Annotated in this window: 19 protein-coding genes and 1 pseudogene; 17 read left to right on the plus strand and 3 right to left on the minus strand. The window is 38.4% G+C overall.

Features of this window, described 5'->3' with window-relative positions; genetic code table 11:
- Nucleotides 1-29: 29 nt before the first annotated feature.
- From rodZ to tsf, 10 genes are all read left to right on the plus strand, one after another.
- Entirely contained in the window at nt 30-872 is an 843-nt protein-coding gene (rodZ, locus tag B7695_RS03285) for a cytoskeleton protein RodZ (RefSeq protein ID WP_192855721.1), read from the plus strand.
- Between the two features lie 10 nt (nt 873-882).
- Complete coding sequence (gene pgsA, locus B7695_RS03290; protein WP_084889673.1) at nt 883-1,428, plus strand: CDP-diacylglycerol--glycerol-3-phosphate 3-phosphatidyltransferase; 546 nt, start codon at nt 883-885, stop codon at nt 1,426-1,428.
- Nucleotides 1,425-2,252 (plus strand): energy-coupling factor ABC transporter ATP-binding protein, encoded by an 828-nt coding sequence (locus tag B7695_RS03295; RefSeq protein WP_084889674.1) that lies wholly within the window; start codon nt 1,425-1,427, stop codon nt 2,250-2,252. The genes pgsA and B7695_RS03295 overlap by 4 nt, the downstream gene beginning before the upstream one ends.
- Nucleotides 2,237-3,076 (plus strand): energy-coupling factor transporter ATPase, encoded by an 840-nt coding sequence (locus tag B7695_RS03300; RefSeq protein WP_084889675.1) that lies wholly within the window; start codon nt 2,237-2,239, stop codon nt 3,074-3,076. Before B7695_RS03295 ends, B7695_RS03300 begins: the two co-directional genes overlap by 16 nt.
- Nucleotides 3,069-3,863, plus strand: a complete 795-nt coding sequence (locus B7695_RS03305; RefSeq protein ID WP_084889676.1) for an energy-coupling factor transporter transmembrane component T family protein — start codon at nt 3,069-3,071, stop codon at nt 3,861-3,863. Before B7695_RS03300 ends, B7695_RS03305 begins: the two co-directional genes overlap by 8 nt.
- Nucleotides 3,864-3,922: 59 nt before the next feature.
- Nucleotides 3,923-4,741 (plus strand): rod shape-determining protein MreC, encoded by an 819-nt coding sequence (gene mreC / locus B7695_RS03310; RefSeq protein WP_084889677.1) that lies wholly within the window; start codon nt 3,923-3,925, stop codon nt 4,739-4,741.
- Nucleotides 4,741-5,235: a rod shape-determining protein MreD gene (gene mreD, locus B7695_RS03315; protein WP_084889745.1), complete on the plus strand. Its 495-nt coding sequence runs from the start codon at nt 4,741-4,743 to the stop codon at nt 5,233-5,235. Before mreC ends, mreD begins: the two co-directional genes overlap by 1 nt.
- A 93-nt stretch (nt 5,236-5,328) precedes the next feature.
- Complete coding sequence (gene pcsB / locus B7695_RS03320) at nt 5,329-6,516, plus strand: peptidoglycan hydrolase PcsB (protein WP_084889678.1); 1,188 nt, start codon at nt 5,329-5,331, stop codon at nt 6,514-6,516.
- 225 nt (nt 6,517-6,741) lie between these two features.
- Nucleotides 6,742-7,521 carry a 30S ribosomal protein S2 gene (gene rpsB, locus B7695_RS03325; protein ID WP_000268466.1) on the plus strand — a complete coding sequence of 260 codons (780 nt, stop codon included), beginning with the start codon at nt 6,742-6,744 and terminating at the stop codon, nt 7,519-7,521.
- Nucleotides 7,522-7,599: 78 nt separating this feature from the next.
- Nucleotides 7,600-8,640: a translation elongation factor Ts gene (gene tsf / locus B7695_RS03330; protein WP_050391223.1), complete on the plus strand. Its 1,041-nt coding sequence runs from the start codon at nt 7,600-7,602 to the stop codon at nt 8,638-8,640.
- Nucleotides 8,641-8,761: 121 nt separating this feature from the next.
- Here the strand turns inward: tsf and cysK are convergent, their stop codons facing one another.
- From cysK to B7695_RS03340, 3 genes and pseudogenes are all read right to left on the minus strand, one after another.
- Nucleotides 8,762-9,688 carry a cysteine synthase A gene (gene cysK / locus B7695_RS03335; RefSeq protein ID WP_084889679.1) on the minus strand — a complete coding sequence of 309 codons (927 nt, stop codon included), beginning with the start codon at nt 9,686-9,688 and terminating at the stop codon, nt 8,762-8,764.
- Nucleotides 9,689-9,784: 96 nt separating this feature from the next.
- Nucleotides 9,785-9,880: pseudogene (locus B7695_RS11775) on the minus strand (PH domain-containing protein); the annotation flags it as partial.
- 93 nt (nt 9,881-9,973) lie between these two features.
- On the minus strand, nt 9,974-10,609 hold the full coding sequence (locus tag B7695_RS03340; RefSeq protein WP_084889680.1) for a YigZ family protein: 636 nt from the start codon (nt 10,607-10,609) through the stop codon (nt 9,974-9,976).
- Nucleotides 10,610-10,665: 56 nt separating this feature from the next.
- On the opposite strand from B7695_RS03340, the gene B7695_RS03345 reads away from it, so the two are divergent.
- The 7 genes from B7695_RS03345 (at nt 10,666) to B7695_RS03375 (ending at nt 17,474) form a co-directional block, all read left to right on the plus strand.
- Nucleotides 10,666-11,964, plus strand: a complete 1,299-nt coding sequence (locus B7695_RS03345; protein WP_084889681.1) for an ATP-dependent helicase ComFA — start codon at nt 10,666-10,668, stop codon at nt 11,962-11,964.
- Nucleotides 11,961-12,623 carry a ComF family protein gene (locus tag B7695_RS03350; RefSeq protein ID WP_084889682.1) on the plus strand — a complete coding sequence of 221 codons (663 nt, stop codon included), beginning with the start codon at nt 11,961-11,963 and terminating at the stop codon, nt 12,621-12,623. The genes B7695_RS03345 and B7695_RS03350 overlap by 4 nt, the downstream gene beginning before the upstream one ends.
- A 79-nt stretch (nt 12,624-12,702) precedes the next feature.
- A complete protein-coding gene (gene hpf / locus B7695_RS03355) occupies nt 12,703-13,251 on the plus strand; it encodes a ribosome hibernation-promoting factor, HPF/YfiA family (protein ID WP_084889684.1) in 549 nt (182 codons plus the stop codon).
- 135 nt (nt 13,252-13,386) lie between these two features.
- Nucleotides 13,387-15,360 (plus strand): DHH family phosphoesterase, encoded by a 1,974-nt coding sequence (locus B7695_RS03360; protein WP_084889686.1) that lies wholly within the window; start codon nt 13,387-13,389, stop codon nt 15,358-15,360.
- Entirely contained in the window at nt 15,357-15,809 is a 453-nt protein-coding gene (gene rplI / locus B7695_RS03365; protein WP_000864213.1) for a 50S ribosomal protein L9, read from the plus strand. The genes B7695_RS03360 and rplI overlap by 4 nt, the downstream gene beginning before the upstream one ends.
- A 43-nt stretch (nt 15,810-15,852) precedes the next feature.
- Nucleotides 15,853-17,211, plus strand: coding sequence for a replicative DNA helicase (gene dnaB, locus B7695_RS03370; protein ID WP_084889688.1), 1,359 nt, complete (start codon nt 15,853-15,855; stop codon nt 17,209-17,211).
- Nucleotides 17,208-17,474, plus strand: coding sequence for a Veg family protein (locus tag B7695_RS03375; RefSeq protein WP_000128619.1), 267 nt, complete (start codon nt 17,208-17,210; stop codon nt 17,472-17,474). Before dnaB ends, B7695_RS03375 begins: the two co-directional genes overlap by 4 nt.
- Nucleotides 17,475-17,614 lie beyond the last annotated feature (140 nt).

The following is a 17,614-nucleotide window of genomic DNA, read 5'->3' on the forward strand; positions in this document are numbered from 1 at the left end:
ATAGACACTAGAAAGAAGGGATGACAAGTATGAGAAAAAAAACAATTGGAGAGGTTTTACGATTAGCTAGAATCAATCAGGGATTGAGTTTAGATGAATTGCAGAAAAAGACAGAAATCCAGTTAGATATGTTGGAAGCAATGGAAGCAGACGATTTCGATCAACTTCCAAGTCCTTTTTACACGCGTTCTTTCTTGAGAAAATATGCATGGGCTGTTGAGTTAGATGACCAAATTGTTTTGGATGCTTATGATTCTGGGAGTATGATTACTTATGAGGAAGTGGATGTTGATGAAGATGAGTTGACAGGGCGCAGACGTTCAAGTAAGAAAAATAAGAAAAAAACATCATTTTTACCTTTATTTTATTTTATCCTTTTTGCTTTATCGATTTTAATTTTTGTGACCTATTATGTTTGGAACTATATTCAAACTCAACCAGAGGGGCCTTCTCTTTCTAATTACAGTGTGGTTCAATCAACAAGTTCAATAAGTTCAACTAGCTCTGTTCCCCACTCCTCGAGTAGTAGTTCATCTAGCAGTTCTTCTAGTATAGAATCAGCTATAAGTGTATCAGGCGAAGGAAATCATGTAGAAATCGCTTATAAGACAAGTAAGGAAACAGTTAAATTGCAATTGGCAGTTTCAGATGTTACAAGTTGGGTCAGCGTTTCAGAAAGCGAACTTGAGGGCGGTGTAACCTTATCGCCAGAGAAGAAAAGTGCGGAAACAACAGTTGCAACTAAAAGTCCTGTAACAATTACGTTAGGTGTTGTAAAAGGTGTTGCTTTGACAGTAGATAATCAGACTGTTGATTTATCGAAATTAACAGCTCAGACTGGACAAATCACTGTAACCTTTACTAAAAATTAAGGAAAAACGAATGAAAAAAGAACAAATTCCCAATCTCTTAACAATAGGTCGAATTCTCTTTATACCTATTTTTATCTTTATTCTAACGATAGGAAATTCGATAGAGAGTCATATAGTGGCAGCTATTATCTTTGCTGTTGCCAGTATTACCGACTATTTAGATGGATATTTAGCTCGTAAATGGAATGTGGTCAGTAATTTCGGTAAATTTGCAGATCCTATGGCGGATAAGTTACTAGTTATGTCGGCTTTTATTATGTTGATTGAGTTAGGTATAGCTCCGGCTTGGATTGTTGCAGTGATTATCTGTCGTGAGTTAGCTGTGACAGGTTTAAGGCTTTTATTGGTTGAAACTGGCGGGACAGTTTTAGCAGCAGCAATGCCTGGAAAAATTAAAACTTTCAGTCAGATGTTTGCCATTATTTTCTTGCTATTACATTGGACTTTGATTGGTCAAGTTCTACTTTATGTAGCCTTGTTTTTCACTATCTACTCTGGCTATGATTATTTCAAGGGTAGTGCCTATATATTTAAAGGGACATTTGGTTCGAAATGAAATCAGTAATTGATGTAAAAAATCTTTCTTTTCGTTATAAGGAAAGTCAGGAATACTATGATGTGAAGGATATTACGTTTCACGTGAAACGTGGAGAATGGCTTTCGATTGTAGGGCATAATGGTAGTGGTAAATCAACGACGGTTCGCTTAATTGATGGCTTACTGGAAGCAGAATCCGGAGAGATTGTAATTGATGGCCAACTGCTGACTGAGGAAAATGTTTGGAATATACGTCGTCAAATCGGTATGGTTTTTCAAAATCCAGACAATCAATTTGTTGGAGCGACTGTTGAAGATGATGTTGCCTTTGGTTTGGAAAATCAGGGACTTTCTCGTCAAGAAATGAAAAAGAGAGTGGAAGAAGCTCTGGATTTGGTTGGCATGTTAGACTTTAAAAAGAGAGAGCCAGCGCGTCTATCAGGTGGCCAAAAGCAACGTGTGGCCATTGCAGGTGTTGTAGCCCTAAGACCAGCTATTCTAATTCTAGATGAAGCAACGAGTATGTTGGATCCTGAGGGGCGTAGAGAACTGATTGAGACAGTAAAAGGAATTCGAAAAGACTATGATATGACGGTCATTTCCATTACACATGATTTGGAAGAAGTTGCCATGAGTGACCGCGTATTGGTCATGAAAAAAGGGTCGATTGAATCAACTAGTAGTCCAAGAGAACTTTTCTCTCGAAATGATTTAGATCAAATTGGATTAGACGATCCTTTTGCTAATCAATTAAAACATTCTTTGAGTCAGAATGGCTATGATTTACCTGAAAATTATTTGACAGAAAGTGAGCTAGAGGATAAGCTATGGGAATTGCTCTAGAAAATGTGAGTTTTACATATCAAGAAGGGACTCCCTTAGCTTCAACAGCTTTGTCGGATGTTTCTTTGACGATTGAAGATGGTTCTTATACGGCTTTAATTGGCCACACAGGTAGTGGCAAATCAACTATTTTACAACTTTTAAATGGTTTATTGGTTCCAAGTCAAGGGAGTGTGCGAGTTTTTGATACCTTAATCACTTCGACTTCTAAAAACAAAGATATTCGTCAAATTAGAAAACAGGTTGGCTTGGTATTTCAGTTTGCTGAAAATCAGATTTTTGAAGAAACGGTTTTGAAAGACGTTGCTTTTGGACCGCAAAATTTTGGTGTTTCTGAAGAAGATGCTGTGAAGATTGCGCGTGAGAAACTGGCTCTTGTTGGAATTGATGAATCACTTTTTGATCGCAGTCCGTTTGAGCTATCAGGTGGACAAATGAGACGTGTCGCCATTGCAGGCATACTTGCCATGGAACCAGCCATATTAGTCTTAGATGAGCCCACAGCAGGCCTAGATCCTCTGGGAAGAAAAGAGCTGATGAATTTGTTCAAAAAACTCCACCAGTCAGGGATGACCATTGTCTTGGTAACGCATTTGATGGATGATGTTGCTGAATATGCGAACCAAGTCTATGTAATGGAAAAGGGACGTTTAGTTAAGTTTGGTAAACCAAGTGATGTCTTTCAAGATGTTGTCTTTATGGAAGAAGTGCAGTTGGGAGTACCTAAAATTACGGCCTTTTGTAAACGATTGGCTGATAGAGGCGTATCATTTAAACGATTACCGATTAAGATAGAGGAGTTCAAGGAGTCGCTAAATGGATAGTATGATTTTGGGGCGTTATATTCCAGGAGATTCGATTGTTCACCGGTTGGATCCACGTAGCAAATTACTGGCTATGATGCTACTGATTTTAATCGTTTTTTGGGCTAATAATCCCTTGACGAATTTAATTCTTTTTATAGCGACAGGGATCTTTATTGCCTTGTCCGGAGTATCTCTTTCATTCTTTATTCAGGGCTTGAAATCTATGTTTTTCTTGATTGCCTTCACAACTATTTTTCAACTTTTTTTCATTTCTAATGGGAATGTTTTATTTGAGTTTTCGTTTGTGAGAATCACGGATTATGCTTTGCAACAAGCTGGGATTATTTTTTGTCGTTTTGTATTGATTATTCTCTTTTCAACTTTGTTAACCTTAACGACCATGCCCTTAAGTTTGGCATCAGCTGTCGAAGCTTTGTTAGCGCCTTTAAAGCGTGTGAAAGTTCCAGTTCATGAAATTGGTTTGATGCTGTCTATGAGTTTGCGTTTTGTCCCAACCTTGATGGATGATACGACGCGGATTATGAATGCGCAGAAAGCACGTGGAGTGGATTTTGGTGAAGGAAGCATCGTTCAAAAAGTAAAGGCGATGATTCCCATTTTGATTCCTCTTTTTGCGACAAGTTTAAAACGTGCAGATTCCTTGGCTATCGCCATGGAAGCGCGTGGTTATCAGGGTGGAAAAGGCAGAAGTCAATACAGACAATTGAAATGGACTCGAAAGGATACGCTGACCATTCTTGTTGTTCTCGTACTTGGTTGTTGTTTATTTTTCTTAAAATCTTAGTAGATTTCAGGAATCGATAAAAAAGTTACTGTAACAGTTTTTGATATAAAGGTAGGGATATGAACCGTTTTAAAAAATCAAAATATGTCATTATTGTTTTTGTCACTGTTCTGCTTGTGTCAGCTCTCTTAGCGACGACTTATTCAAGTACAATTGTGACAAAATTAGGAGATGGAATCTCATTGGTTGATAGAGTTGTACAAAAACCTTTTCAGTGGTTTGATTCTGTCAAATCAGATTTGGCTCATTTGACACGAACATATAATGAAAATGAAAGTTTGAAGAAACAGATTTACCAATTAGAAGTGAAATCAAATGAGGCGGAAAGTTTAAAGACAGAAAATGAACAATTGCGTCAACTGCTTGGTATGAAGTCCAAGTTGCAAGCTACAAAGACTTTGGCAGCAGATGTTATTATGCGTTCTCCGGTATCTTGGAAGCAGGAATTGACCTTAGATGTAGGTAAATCAAAAGGGGCTTCTGAGAACATGTTAGCTATTGCAAATGGTGGCTTGATTGGGAGTGTTTCAAAAGTAGAGGAGAACTCTACTATAGTCAACCTTCTGACTAATACGGAAAATGCTGATAAGATTTCTGTTAAAATTCAACACGGCACTACCACAATTTATGGAATTATTGTTGGCTACGACAAGGAAAATGAAGTTCTTAAAATTAGTCAATTAAATAGTAATAGCGATATTAGTACAGGCGATAAGGTGACAACGGGTGGATTAGGAAACTTTAACGTTGCGGATATTCCTGTTGGTGAAGTGGTTGCCACAACGCATAGTACAGACTATTTGACACGAGAAGTAACTGTTAAATTGAGTGCAGATACTCATAATGTGGATGTGATAGAATTAGTGGGGAATTCATGATGAGACAGTTGAAGCGGGTTGGAGTGTTTTTATTGCTTCCTTTCTTTGTTCTAATTGACGCCCATATTAGCCAGCTTCTGGGCTCATTTTTCCCCCATGTACATTTGGCTAGTCATTTTCTGTTTTTATTTCTCTTATTTGAGACGATAGAAGTATCAGAGTATCTCTACCTAGTCTATTGTTTTGTGATAGGCTTGGTTTACGATGTTTACTTTTTCCATCTAATAGGGATTGCAACTCTCTTATTTATCTTATTGGGAGCCTTTCTTCATAAATTGAATAGTGTTATTTTATTGAATCGTTGGACAAGAATCTTGGCTATGATTGTTATGAGTTTTCTATTTGATATGGGAGCTTATCTCTTTGCATTAGCGGTAGGTTTAACTCTAGATAGTCTGCCGATTTTTATCGTTTATAGCCTAGTACCATCCATGATTTTAAATCTTGCGTGGATGCTTATTTTTCAGTTTATTTTTGAAAGATATTATCTATAAGAAAGAAACAAAAATGTAACAAAGGCGTAATATTCATTAGGCCTTTTTTTGGTATACTATTATTGTCTTTAAAAGAAGGAGTATCTACGTAATATGAAGAAAAAAATCTTAGCGTCACTTTTATTAAGTACAGTAATGGTTTCTCAAGTAGCTGTTTTAACAACTGCGCATGCAGAAACGACTGATGACAAAATTGCTGCTCAAGATAATAAAATTAGTAACTTAACAGCACAACAACAAGAAGCCCAAAAACAAGTTGACCAAATTCAGGAGCAAGTATCAGCTATTCAAGCTGAGCAATCTAACTTGCAAGCTGAAAATGATAGATTACAAGCAGAATCTAAAAAACTTGAGAATGAGATTACAGAACTTTCTAAAAATATTGTGTCTCGTAATGATTCTTTGGAAAAGCAAGCTCGTAGTGCTCAAACAAATGGAGCTGCAACTAGCTACATTAATACAATCGTAAACTCAAAATCAATTACAGAAGCTATTTCACGTGTTGCAGCAATGAATGAAATTGTATCTGCTAACAACAAAATGTTGGAACAACAAAAAGCAGATAAAAAAGCAATTTCTGAGAAGCAAGTGGCAAACAATGACGCAATTAATACAGTTATTGCAAATCAACAGAAGTTGTCTGATGATGCTCAAGCTCTAACAACAAAACAAGCTGAGTTGAAAGCTGCAGAATTAAATCTTGCTGCTGAAAAAGCGACAGCAGAAGATGAAAAAGCAAGTTTGCTAGAGAAAAAAGCAGAAGCAGTAGCGGCAGCAAAGGCAGCAGCAGAGGCAGAAGCAGCTTATAAAGCAAAACAAGCAAGCCAACAACAAACAGTTGTTGCTTCTGGAAATACGACATTTGCAGCACAGGTTCAAGCTGTAGCTTCTTCGGAATCAACAACATATACTCCTGTAGCAGTTAAACAACGTCCAACATACAGTACAAATGCTTCAAGTTATCCAATTGGAGAATGTACATGGGGAGTTAAAACATTAGCACCTTGGGCTGGAGACTATTGGGGTAATGGAGCACAGTGGGCTACAAGCGCAGCTGCTGCAGGATTCCGTACAGGTTCAACACCTCAAGTTGGTGCGATTGCATGTTGGAATGATGGTGGATATGGACACGTAGCAGTAGTTACAGCTGTTTCATCATCAACAAGTATTCAAGTATCAGAATCAAATTATGCAGGTAATCGTACAATTGGAAATCACCGTGGATGGTTCAATCCAACAACGACTTCTGAAGGTTTTGTGACATATATTTATGCAGACTAATTAGAGAGAGGGACTCGAATAGAGCCCTCTTTTTCAGATTTTACCAGGGACAATCCCTATTAAAAATTATATCAAAATAGCTTGAAAATGTTGGAAAAGTATGGTAAAATGAAAATTGTCGTGTGAACGATAATACTCATTCTTGATGAATTGTGAAGCAGTTGCCCTTGGGTCGTTTTGCAAGTTGAAGTCAAGAAGAGGAAAAAACAAAAAGGAGAAATACTCATGGCAGTAATTTCAATGAAACAACTTCTTGAGGCTGGTGTACACTTTGGTCACCAAACTCGTCGCTGGAACCCTAAGATGGCTAAATACATCTTTACAGAGCGTAACGGAATCCACGTTATCGACTTGCAACAAACTGTAAAATACGCTGACCAAGCATACGACTTCATGCGTGATGCGGCAGCTAACGATGCAGTTGTATTGTTCGTTGGTACTAAGAAACAAGCAGCTGATGCAGTTGCTGAAGAAGCAGTACGTTCAGGTCAATACTTCATCAACCACCGTTGGTTGGGTGGAACTCTTACAAACTGGGGAACAATCCAAAAACGTATCGCTCGTTTGAAAGAAATCAAACGTATGGAAGAAGATGGAACTTTCGAAGTTCTTCCTAAGAAAGAAGTTGCACTTCTTAACAAACAACGTGCACGTCTTGAAAAATTCTTGGGTGGTATCGAAGATATGCCTCGTATCCCAGATGTGATGTACGTAGTTGACCCACATAAAGAGCAAATCGCTGTTAAAGAAGCTAAAAAATTGGGAATCCCAGTTGTAGCGATGGTTGACACAAACACTGATCCAGATGATATCGATGTAATCATCCCAGCTAACGATGACGCTATCCGAGCTGTTAAATTGATTACAGCTAAATTGGCTGACGCTATCATCGAAGGACGTCAAGGTGAGGATGCAGTAGCAGTTGAAGCAGAATTTGCAGCTTCAGAAACTCAAGCAGATTCAATTGAAGAAATCGTTGAAGTTGTAGAAGGCGACAACGCTTAATTTATACAAATAGTAATTACCTAGGAGGGCGGGGCTTAGCCCGGCTCTCCTATTTTTAAAAAATATAGGAGAATCAAAATGGCAGAAATTACAGCTAAACTTGTAAAAGAGTTGCGTGAAAAATCTGGTGCTGGTGTTATGGACGCTAAAAAAGCATTGGTTGAAGTGGAAGGCGATATCGAAAAAGCGATTGAATTGCTTCGCGAAAAAGGTATGGCAAAAGCAGCTAAGAAAGCTGACCGTGTTGCTGCAGAAGGTTTGACTGGTGTTTATGTTGACGGTAACATTGCAGCAGTTGTTGAAGTAAATGCTGAAACTGACTTCGTTGCGAAAAACGCTCAATTTGTTGAGTTGGTAAACGCAACAGCTAAAGCAATCGTTGAAGGAAAACCAGCTAACAACGAAGAAGCTCTTGCTTTGACAATGCCTTCAGGTGAAACTCTTGAAGCCGCATACGTATCTGCAACAGCAACTATCGGAGAGAAAATCTCATTCCGTCGCTTTGCTTTGATTGAAAAAACAGATGCACAACACTTCGGAGCATACCAACACAACGGTGGACGTATCGGTGTTATCTCTGTAATCGAAGGTGGAGACGAAGCACTTGCTAAACAAATTTCAATGCACATCGCTGCTATGAAACCAACAGTTCTTTCATACAAAGAATTGGATGAGCAATTTGTTAAAGATGAGTTGGCACAATTGAACCACGTTATCGACCAAGATAACGAAAGCCGTGCAATGGTTAACAAACCAGCTCTTCCACACTTGAAGTATGGATCAAAATCTCAATTGACTGATGAAGTGATTGCTCAAGCTGAAGCTGACATCAAAGCTGAGTTGGCTGCAGAAGGCAAACCAGAAAAAATCTGGGATAAAATCATCCCAGGTAAAATGGATCGCTTCATGCTTGACAACACTAAAGTTGACCAAGCTTACACACTTCTTGCACAAGTTTACATCATGGATGACAGCAAGACAGTTGAAGCATACCTTGAATCAGTTAACGCTTCAGTAGTTGAGTTCGCTCGCTTTGAAGTTGGTGAAGGTATTGAGAAAGCTGCAAACGACTTTGAAGCTGAAGTTGCAGCTACAATGGCAGCAGCCTTGAATAACTAATTATAGAAAGGAAGTAAATTTGCTTCCTTTTTTCTATGCAGTCGATCCTTATAGGGAGAACTTCCTATTTTCAAGGTAAAAATAAAAAGCCCTATAATAAGGGCCAATTGTATTTAGGAGACTAAACTTCAAATTCATAGAGTGCTGTAGAGAGATAACGTTCACCGTTATCTGGTGCTAGAGCAAGGACTTTTTTACCTGTACCTAATTTTTTGGCAATCTCGATGGCTCCGTAGATAGCTGCAGCTGAAGAAATCCCTACAAGGAAACCTTCTTTTCCACCAATTTCACGGCCGAGTGCAAGAGCATCATCTGACGTTACGCGAACGATACCATCATAGGCTTTAGTATCAAGTGTATCAGGAATAAATCCAGCTGAGATACCTTGAATTTTGTGAGGACCAGGTTTTTCACCAGATAGAATAGCAGATTCATCAGCTTCCACTGCATAAACTTGAATGTTTGAATTTGCTGATTTGAGTGCATGAGAAACACCAGAAATCGTTCCACCGGTACCCACTCCAGCAACAAAGGCATCTAGTCCATCTTTACCGAAAGCAGCTAGTATTTCAGCTCCTGTTGTTCTTTCGTGTACTTCTGGATTTGCTGGGTTGTCAAATTGAAGAGGAAGGAAACCATCACGTTCAGCAGCGATTTCTTGAGCCTTAGCAATAGCACCTTTCATTCCTTCGCTACCAGGAGTAAGGACGAGTTCAGCACCATAGGCTTGGATAATCTTACGTCGTTCCACACTCATAGTTTCAGGCATAACGATAACGACTTTATACCCTTTAGCAGCCCCTACCCATGAAAGTCCAATACCAGTGTTTCCACTTGTTGCTTCAACAATAGTAGCACCCGGTTTTAGAATACCGTCTTGTTCCGCTTTTTCAATCATGCTAAGAGCAATACGATCTTTTACAGAAGAACCAGGATTAAATGCTTCAAGCTTTACATAGACATCTGCAGCACCTTCTGGCACAATGTTGTTGAGTTTAACAATCGGAGTTTGACCGATTAGTTCAGTAATGTTGTTATAAATAGACATATGAATACCTCTTTGTATAAGATATCTCTAGTATAACGCTATCTATACCATTTGTAAAATATAGAAATCCTATCGAAGTGATAGGATTTTTTTATATCACAGGTCTAAGCCATTAATTTTTAAGCGATTGTGATAGGCTAATTCTAGTAAATAGGTGTGAAGGAGAACGCTATCCGTTTTCTTTTTGAATTGCTTCATTTTCTAGTAGGTCTTGGCAAGCATCTTTTTATGTTGCTAATTAAAGTAGCGATGAAAATATCAGTGAAACACTGTATTATCTATTATTTACACTAGGTTTACAGGAACCTCAACTTCACGTAAACCTTGATCAGTTAAAGTGACTTTTCCATTAAAAAATTCCACAAGTGAAGCTTTAATAGTTTCTTTTTCTTCTTTATCAACATAAATCATTGTATCGACTTGATCTGTAAAGTTTGTATCCAGTTCCATGAGATTATGTTCTTTAAGGAAGTTACTGTACTCTTGATACTGAGCGTAAGACATTTGAATAGCAATGCCCACCTGTTCCTTTATTTCAATGATACCAATTTCTTTGACAGCTAAGGCAACACTGCCGGCGTAAGCACGAATTAGTCCTCCAGCGCCTAGTTTAATGCCACCAAAGTAGCGTGTCACTACCACACAGACATTGGTGAGGTTGTGATTTTCTAGTACCCCTAGCATGGGAACGCCAGCAGTACCACTGGGCTCACCATCATCACTTGTACGTTTAATTTCACTACGTTCTCCAATAATAAATGCAGAGCAGTTATGCGTCGCTTTGTAGTGTTCTTTTTTGATGGTGGTAATGAAGTCACGAGCCTCTTCTTCGTTATAAACACGCTTGGCATGACAGATAAAGCGGGATTTTTTGATTTCTTCTTGGACTTGACCGTCCTCTTTAATTGTTCTAAATTCCATGATTTAATTGTACTAAAAAATTATCTAAAGTGCTAGATTTTTACGAATAAAGAAGTATGAAAGTAAATCCAAATTATCTCGGTCGTTTGTTTACGGAGAATGAATTAACTGAAGAAGAACGTCAGTTGGCAGAGAAACTTCCAGCAATGAGAAAGGAGAAAGGGAAACTTTTCTGTCAACGTTGTGATAGTGCTATTTTAGATGAATGGTATTTGCCCATCGGTGCTTACTATTGTAGGGAGTGTTTACTGATGAAGCGTGTCAGGAGTGATCAAGATTTATACTATTTTCCGCAGGAGGATTTTCTGAAGCAAGATGTTCTTAAATGGCGTGGTCAATTAACCCCTTTTCAAGAGAAGGTATCACAGGGACTAATTCGAGCGGTAGACAAGCAGGAGCCAACCTTAGTTCATGCGGTTACAGGAGCTGGAAAGACAGAAATGATTTATCAAGTAGTGGCTAAAGTGATTGATGAAGGTGGTGCAGTATGTTTGGCCAGTCCTCGCATAGATGTTTGTTTGGAGCTGTACAAGCGCCTGCAAAATGATTTTTCTTGTGAGGTAGCCCTCCTACATGGAGAATCGGAACCTTATTTTCGAACACCATTAGTTGTTGCGACGACTCATCAGTTATTGAAATTTTATCAAGCTTTTGATTTACTGATAGTGGATGAAGTAGATGCCTTTCCTTATGTTGATAATCCAACGCTTTACCATGCTGTCAAGAATAGTGTAAAGGAGAATGGGCTGAGAATCTTTTTAACAGCGACTTCGACAGATGAATTAGATAGGAAAGTCCGTTTAGGAGAATTAAAAAGACTGAGCTTGCCTAGACGATTCCATGGGAATCCATTGATTATTCCTAAACCAGTTTGGTTATCGGATTTTAATCGCTATTTGGATCAGAATCGTTTGTCACCAAAGTTAAAGTCTTATATTGAGAAACAGAGAAAGACAGGTTATCCTTTACTCATTTTTGCATCAGAAATTAAAAAAGGGGAGCAGCTAAAAGAAATCTTACAGGAGCAATTTCCAAATGAGAAAATGGGTTTTGTTTCTTCTGTAACAGAAGATCGATTAGAGCAAGTGCAGGCTTTTCGAGATGGAGAACTGACAATACTTATCAGTACGACAATCTTGGAGCGAGGAGTTACCTTCCCTTGTGTGGATGTTTTTGTAGTAGAGGCCAATCATCGTCTGTTTACCAAGTCCAGTTTGATTCAAATTGGTGGACGAGTTGGACGAAGTATGGATAGACCGACAGGAGATTTGCTTTTCTTTCATGACGGATTAAATGCTTCGATCAAGAAGGCAATTAAGGAAATTCAGCAGATGAACAAGGAGGCAGGCTTATGAAGTGTTTGTTATGTGGGCAGATAATGAAGACTGTTTTAACTTTTAGTAGTCTCTTGCTTTTGAGGAATGATGACTCTTGTCTTTGTTCAGACTGTGATTCTACTTTTGAGAGAATTGGAGAAGAGCACTGTCCAAACTGTATGAAAATAGGATTGTCAACAAAGTGTCAAGATTGTCAACTTTGGTGTAAAGAGGGAATTGAGGTCTCCCATAGAGCGATTTTTACTTACAATCAAGCTATGAAAGATTTTTTTAGTCGGTATAAGTTTGATGGAGACTTCCTTTTAAGAAAAGTTTTCGCTTCATTTTTAAGTGAGGAGTTGAGAAAGTACAAAGAGTATCAATTTGTTGTAATTCCCCTAAGTCCTGAAAGATTGCTTGATAGAGGATTTAATCAGGTTGAAGGTTTAGTTGAAGCAGCAGGTTTCAAGTATCTGGATTTATTAGAGAAAAGAGAAGAGAGAGCTAGTTCTTCTAAAAGTCGCTCAGAACGCTTGACGACAGAACTTCCTTTCTTTATTAAAAGTGGATTCAGCATTCCTAAGAAAGTCCTACTTATAGATGATATTTATACTACAGGAACAACTATAAATCGTGTGAAGAAATTGCTGGAAGAAGCTGGTGCTGAGGATGTAAAAACTTTTTCCCTTGTAAGATGAGGAAAAAATTTGCAAAAATAAAATGAAAGCGTTATAATGAAATCAGAAAAACAAAAATGTTTAGAAAGAAGGTACTCATATGATTAAATATAGTATCCGTGGTGAAAACCTAGAAGTAACAGAAGCAATTCGTGATTATGTAGTTTCTAAACTCGAAAAGATCGAAAAGTATTTTCAAGCTGAACAAGAGTTGGATGCTCGAGTTAACTTGAAGGTGTATCGTGAAAAAACGGCTAAAGTGGAGGTGACGATTCCGCTTGGCTCAATTACTCTTCGTGCAGAAGATGTGTCTCAAGATATGTATGGTTCAATTGACCTTGTAACCGATAAAATTGAACGTCAGATTCGTAAAAATAAAACAAAAATTGAGCGTAAAAATAAAAACAAGGTAGCAACTAGTCAATTATTTACAGATGCCTTGGTGGAAGATCCAAATGTTGTCCAGTCTAGAGTTGTTCGTTCAAAACAAATTGATTTAAAACCAATGGATTTGGAAGAAGCTATTCTACAGATGGATTTGTTGGGACATGATTTCTTTATCTATGTGGATGTTGAAGATCAAACAACTAATGTGATTTATCGTCGTGAGGATGGCGAAATTGGTTTGTTAGAAGTTAAAGAATTTTAATTTCAATATGTGTAAAGGAAGGTTTACTGAATTGTAAACCTTCCTTTTCTTATAGTTGATAGAATTACTGATTACACTTTTAAAAAGTCGCTTTTTGGTGGTTATTATGGTATAATGGGTGCCAAGAGGTTTGGAATGAAAAAATTTTATGTAAGTCCTATTTTCCCCTTAATATTAGGAATAGTGGCGTTCGGAGTGCTATCTGTGCAACTTGTTTTTGTAACGAATACACTGGTAACGCTATTTCTTTTGCTACTTATTTTGGGTTCATATATTTTACTATTCATCCATCAAAGAGACTACTACTCAAGGAGTGAAGTAGAACAAATCCAGTATGTAAACCACCAAGCTGAAGATAGTTTGACAACCTTGTTAGAACAGATGCCTGTTGGGGTAATTAAATTAGACTTGTCGTCAGGTGACGTTGAATGGTTTAATCCTTATGCTGAATTGATTTTGACTAATGAAGTGGGCGAGATTGATGTGGCATTAATTCAAACAATTATCAAGGCTTCTGTGGGGAACCCAGGTTCTTATGCTACCTTGGGTGAGACCCGTTATTCGGTTCATATGGACAAGGTGTCTGGGGTTCTTTACTTCTTTGATGTGTCTGGTGAATATGAAGCGACTGTTGAGTTAGTAACGAGTCGGCCTGTTATTGGGATCGTTTCCGTTGACAACTATGATGATTTAGAAGATGAAACATCGGAGTCTGATATTAGTCATATCAATAGTTTTGTAGCCAATTTTGTTTCAGAATTTGCTGGTAAATATGCCATGTTTTCCCGTCGAGTGAGTATGGATCGTTTTTATCTGTTTACGGACTATACGGTGCTTGAGGGCTTGATGAATGATAAATTTTCTGTTATCGATGCTTTCAGAGAAGAGTCGAAACAGAGACAGTTGCCATTGACCTTAAGTATGGGATTTTCTTATGGTGATGGAAATCATGATGAAATAGGGAAAGTTGCTTTACTCAACTTGAACTTGGCTGAAGTGCGTGGTGGCGACCAGGTGGTTGTCAAGGAGAATGACGAAACGAAAAATCCCGTTTATTTTGGTGGTGGATCTGCGGCGTCAATTAAGCGTACAAGGACACGTACGCGCGCTATGATGACAGCTATTTCAGATAAAATTAGAAGTGTAGATCAGGTTTTTGTAGTTGGTCACAAAAATCTGGATATGGATGCTTTGGGCTCTGCTGTAGGTATGCAGTTATTTGCCAGCAATGTGACTCAAAATAGCTATGCTCTTTACGATGAAGAACAAATGTCTCCGGATATTGAACGTGCTATTTCATTCTTAGAAAAAGAAGGAGTTACGAAGTTGTTGTCTGTCAAGGAGGCAATGGGGATGGTGACCAATCGTTCTTTGTTGATTCTTGTAGACCATTCAAAGACAGCTTTAACTTTATCGAAAGAATTTTATGATTTATTTACCCAAACCATCGTCATTGACCACCATCGAAGGGATCAGGATTTCCCAGATAATGCAGTTATTACTTATATCGAAAGTGGTGCAAGCAGTGCCAGTGAGTTGGTAACAGAATTGATTCAGTTCCAGAATTCTAAGAAAAATCGTTTGAGTCGTATGCAAGCAAGTGTTTTAATGGCTGGTATGATGCTGGATACTAAAAATTTTACCTCACGAGTGACTAGTCGGACATTTGATGTTGCTAGCTATCTCAGAACGAGAGGAAGTGATAGTATTGCTATCCAAGAAATCGCTGCGACAGATTTTGAAGAATATCGTGAGGTCAATGAACTGATTTTACAGGGGCGTAAATTAGGTTCAGATGTATTGATAGCAGAGGCTACGGACTCGAAATGCTATGACACAGTTGTTATTAGTAAGGCAGCAGATGCCATGTTAGCCATGTCAGGTATTGAAGCGAGTTTTGTTCTTGCAAAGAATACACAAGGATTTATATCTATCTCAGCTCGAAGTCGTAGTAAATTGAATGTACAACGGATTATGGAAGAGCTGGGAGGTGGAGGCCACTTTAATTTAGCAGCAGCTCAAATTAAGGATTTAACCTTGTCAGAAGCAGGTGAAAAACTGACAGAAATTGTATTAAATGAAATAAAGGAAAAGGAGAAAGAAGAATGAAAGTAATCTTTTTAGCAGATGTTAAAGGAAAAGGTAAAAAAGGCGAAATTAAGGAAGTACCAACAGGGTATGCGCAAAACTTCCTTATCAAAAAGAATCTAGCCAAAGAAGCGACTGCTCAAGCTGTAGGTGAACTTCGTGGTAAACAAAAATCTGAAGAAAAAGCTCACGCTGAGATGATTGCAGAAGCAAAAGCAATTAAAGCCCAACTAGAAGCAGAGGAAACTATTGTAGAATTTGTTGAAAAGGTTGGTCCAGATGGCCGTACCTTTGGTTCCATTACCAATAAGAAGATTGCAGAAGAACTGCAAAAGCAATTTGGAATTAAGATTGATAAACGTCATATTCAAGTACAAGCTCCGATTCGAGCAGTTGGTTTGATTGATGTACCAGTGAAAATCTATCAAGATATCACAAGTGTGATCAATCTTCGTGTGAAAGAAGGGTAAATTTACACTTTCTTGACAAGATTGTAAAAGGAAGGGAAGTCTGATGGCAGAAGTAGAAGAGTTACGAGTACAACCTCAAGATATCTTAGCTGAGCAATCCGTTTTAGGGGCTATCTTTATTGACGAGAGTAAGCTTGTTTTTGTTCGAGAATATATTGAGTCTCGGGACTTTTTTAAGTATGCCCATCGTTTGATTTTCCAAGCTATAGTCGATTTATCCGATCGTGGCGATGCTATAGATGCAACAACGGTTCGTACTATTCTTGATAATCAAGGTGATTTGCAGAATATTGGTGGTCTGTCTTACTTGGTTGAGATTGTCAATTCTGTGCCAACTTCTGCTAATGCGGAGTATTATGCTAAGATTGTTGCAGAGAAGGCCATGCTACGTCGATTAATCTCCAAGTTGACAGAGTCTGTCAATCAAGCTTACGAGGCTTCGCAACCAGCTGATGAAATCATTGCTCAGGCAGAAAAAGGCCTGATTGATGTCAGCGAAAATGCTAATCGAAGTGGATTTAAGAACATTCGAGATGTGTTGAATGTCAACTTTGGGAATCTGGAAGCTCGTTCGCAACAAACGACCGATATTACAGGTATTGCGACAGGCTACCGTGATTTAGATCATATGACGACTGGTCTGCATGAAGAGGAGTTGATTATCTTAGCAGCCCGTCCAGCGGTTGGTAAGACAGCCTTTGCCTTGAATATTGCACAGAATATTGGGACCAAGTTGGACAAAACGGTTGCTATCTTTTCGCTCGAAATGGGTGCGGAAAGTCTAGTGGATCGTATGTTGGCGGCAGAAGGTTTGGTAGAATCGCATTCTATCCGTACGGGTCAATTGACTGATGAGGAGTGGCAAAAATATACCATTGCTCAAGGGAATCTAGCGAATGCAAGTATCTATATCGATGATACGCCAGGGATTCGGATTACAGAGATTCGTTCTCGTTCTCGTAAACTGGCTCAAGAAACTGGAAATCTTGGTTTGATTTTAATAGACTATTTGCAGCTTATCACGGGAACTGGTCGGGAAAATCGTCAACAAGAGGTTTCAGAAATTTCACGTCAGTTGAAAATTTTAGCCAAGGAACTGAAAGTTCCCGTAATTGCTCTGAGTCAGCTTTCTCGTGGTGTAGAACAACGTCAGGACAAGAGGCCAGTCTTGTCTGATATTCGTGAATCTGGGTCTATTGAGCAGGACGCTGATATCGTAGCCTTTCTTTATCGCGACGACTACTATGAGCGTGGTGGTGAAGAAGAGGAAGGCATACCAAATAATAAGGTAGAAGTTATTATCGAGAAAAACCGTAGTGGAGCTCGTGGAACAGTGGAATTAATTTTCCAAAAAGAATACAATAAATTTTCAAGTATTTCAAAAAGGGAGGAAATAAGATGACAGATGCATTTACAGATGTAGCTAAGATGAAAAAAATTAAAGAGGAAATCAAGGCGCATGAGGGTCATGTAATCGAAATGACTTTGGAAAATGGGCGTAAGCGCCAAAAAAATAGATTGGGTAAGCTAATTGAGGTTTATCCATCCCTATTTATCGTTGAATTTGGAAATGTTGAAGGAGATAAACAAGCTAATGTTTACGTTGAATCCTTTACTTACTCAGATATCCTTACTGAAAAGAATTTGATTCATTATCTGGACTAAAGTGAGAAATTTTCTCACTTTTTCTTTTTTCTTCGAATAGTTTAAGTGAAGGTAATCTTCGATTTATACTCTTCGAAAATCAAATTCAAACCACGTCAGCTTCGCCTTGCCGTACTCAAGTACAGCCTGCGGCTAGCTTC

The organism is Streptococcus mitis (assembly GCF_002096845.1).
Taxonomy (GTDB): Bacteria; Bacillota; Bacilli; order Lactobacillales; family Streptococcaceae; genus Streptococcus; species Streptococcus mitis_A.

Bases quoted from the DNA above. Each gene is read 5' to 3' on its own strand.
- B7695_RS03360 (WP_084889686.1), top strand. From the start codon at position 13,387: ATGAAAAAATTTTATGTAAGTCCTATTTTCCCCTTAATATTAGGAATA.
- rplI (WP_000864213.1), top strand. From the start codon at position 15,357: ATGAAAGTAATCTTTTTAGCAGATGTTAAAGGAAAAGGTAAAAAAGGC.
- rpsB (WP_000268466.1), top strand. From the start codon at position 6,742: ATGGCAGTAATTTCAATGAAACAACTTCTTGAGGCTGGTGTACACTTT.
- B7695_RS03350 (WP_084889682.1), top strand. From the start codon at position 11,961: ATGAAGTGTTTGTTATGTGGGCAGATAATGAAGACTGTTTTAACTTTT.
- mreC (WP_084889677.1), top strand. From the start codon at position 3,923: ATGAACCGTTTTAAAAAATCAAAATATGTCATTATTGTTTTTGTCACT.
- B7695_RS03295 (WP_084889674.1), top strand. From the start codon at position 1,425: ATGAAATCAGTAATTGATGTAAAAAATCTTTCTTTTCGTTATAAGGAA.
- B7695_RS03340 (WP_084889680.1), bottom strand. From the start codon at position 10,609: ATGGAATTTAGAACAATTAAAGAGGACGGTCAAGTCCAAGAAGAAATC.
- B7695_RS03305 (WP_084889676.1), top strand. From the start codon at position 3,069: ATGGATAGTATGATTTTGGGGCGTTATATTCCAGGAGATTCGATTGTT.
- cysK (WP_084889679.1), bottom strand. From the start codon at position 9,688: ATGTCTATTTATAACAACATTACTGAACTAATCGGTCAAACTCCGATT.
- B7695_RS03375 (WP_000128619.1), top strand. From the start codon at position 17,208: ATGACAGATGCATTTACAGATGTAGCTAAGATGAAAAAAATTAAAGAG.
- hpf (WP_084889684.1), top strand. From the start codon at position 12,703: ATGATTAAATATAGTATCCGTGGTGAAAACCTAGAAGTAACAGAAGCA.
- B7695_RS03300 (WP_084889675.1), top strand. From the start codon at position 2,237: ATGGGAATTGCTCTAGAAAATGTGAGTTTTACATATCAAGAAGGGACT.
- dnaB (WP_084889688.1), top strand. From the start codon at position 15,853: ATGGCAGAAGTAGAAGAGTTACGAGTACAACCTCAAGATATCTTAGCT.
- pcsB (WP_084889678.1), top strand. From the start codon at position 5,329: ATGAAGAAAAAAATCTTAGCGTCACTTTTATTAAGTACAGTAATGGTT.
- tsf (WP_050391223.1), top strand. From the start codon at position 7,600: ATGGCAGAAATTACAGCTAAACTTGTAAAAGAGTTGCGTGAAAAATCT.
- mreD (WP_084889745.1), top strand. From the start codon at position 4,741: ATGAGACAGTTGAAGCGGGTTGGAGTGTTTTTATTGCTTCCTTTCTTT.
- B7695_RS03345 (WP_084889681.1), top strand. From the start codon at position 10,666: ATGAAAGTAAATCCAAATTATCTCGGTCGTTTGTTTACGGAGAATGAA.
- pgsA (WP_084889673.1), top strand. From the start codon at position 883: ATGAAAAAAGAACAAATTCCCAATCTCTTAACAATAGGTCGAATTCTC.
- rodZ (WP_192855721.1), top strand. From the start codon at position 30: ATGAGAAAAAAAACAATTGGAGAGGTTTTACGATTAGCTAGAATCAAT.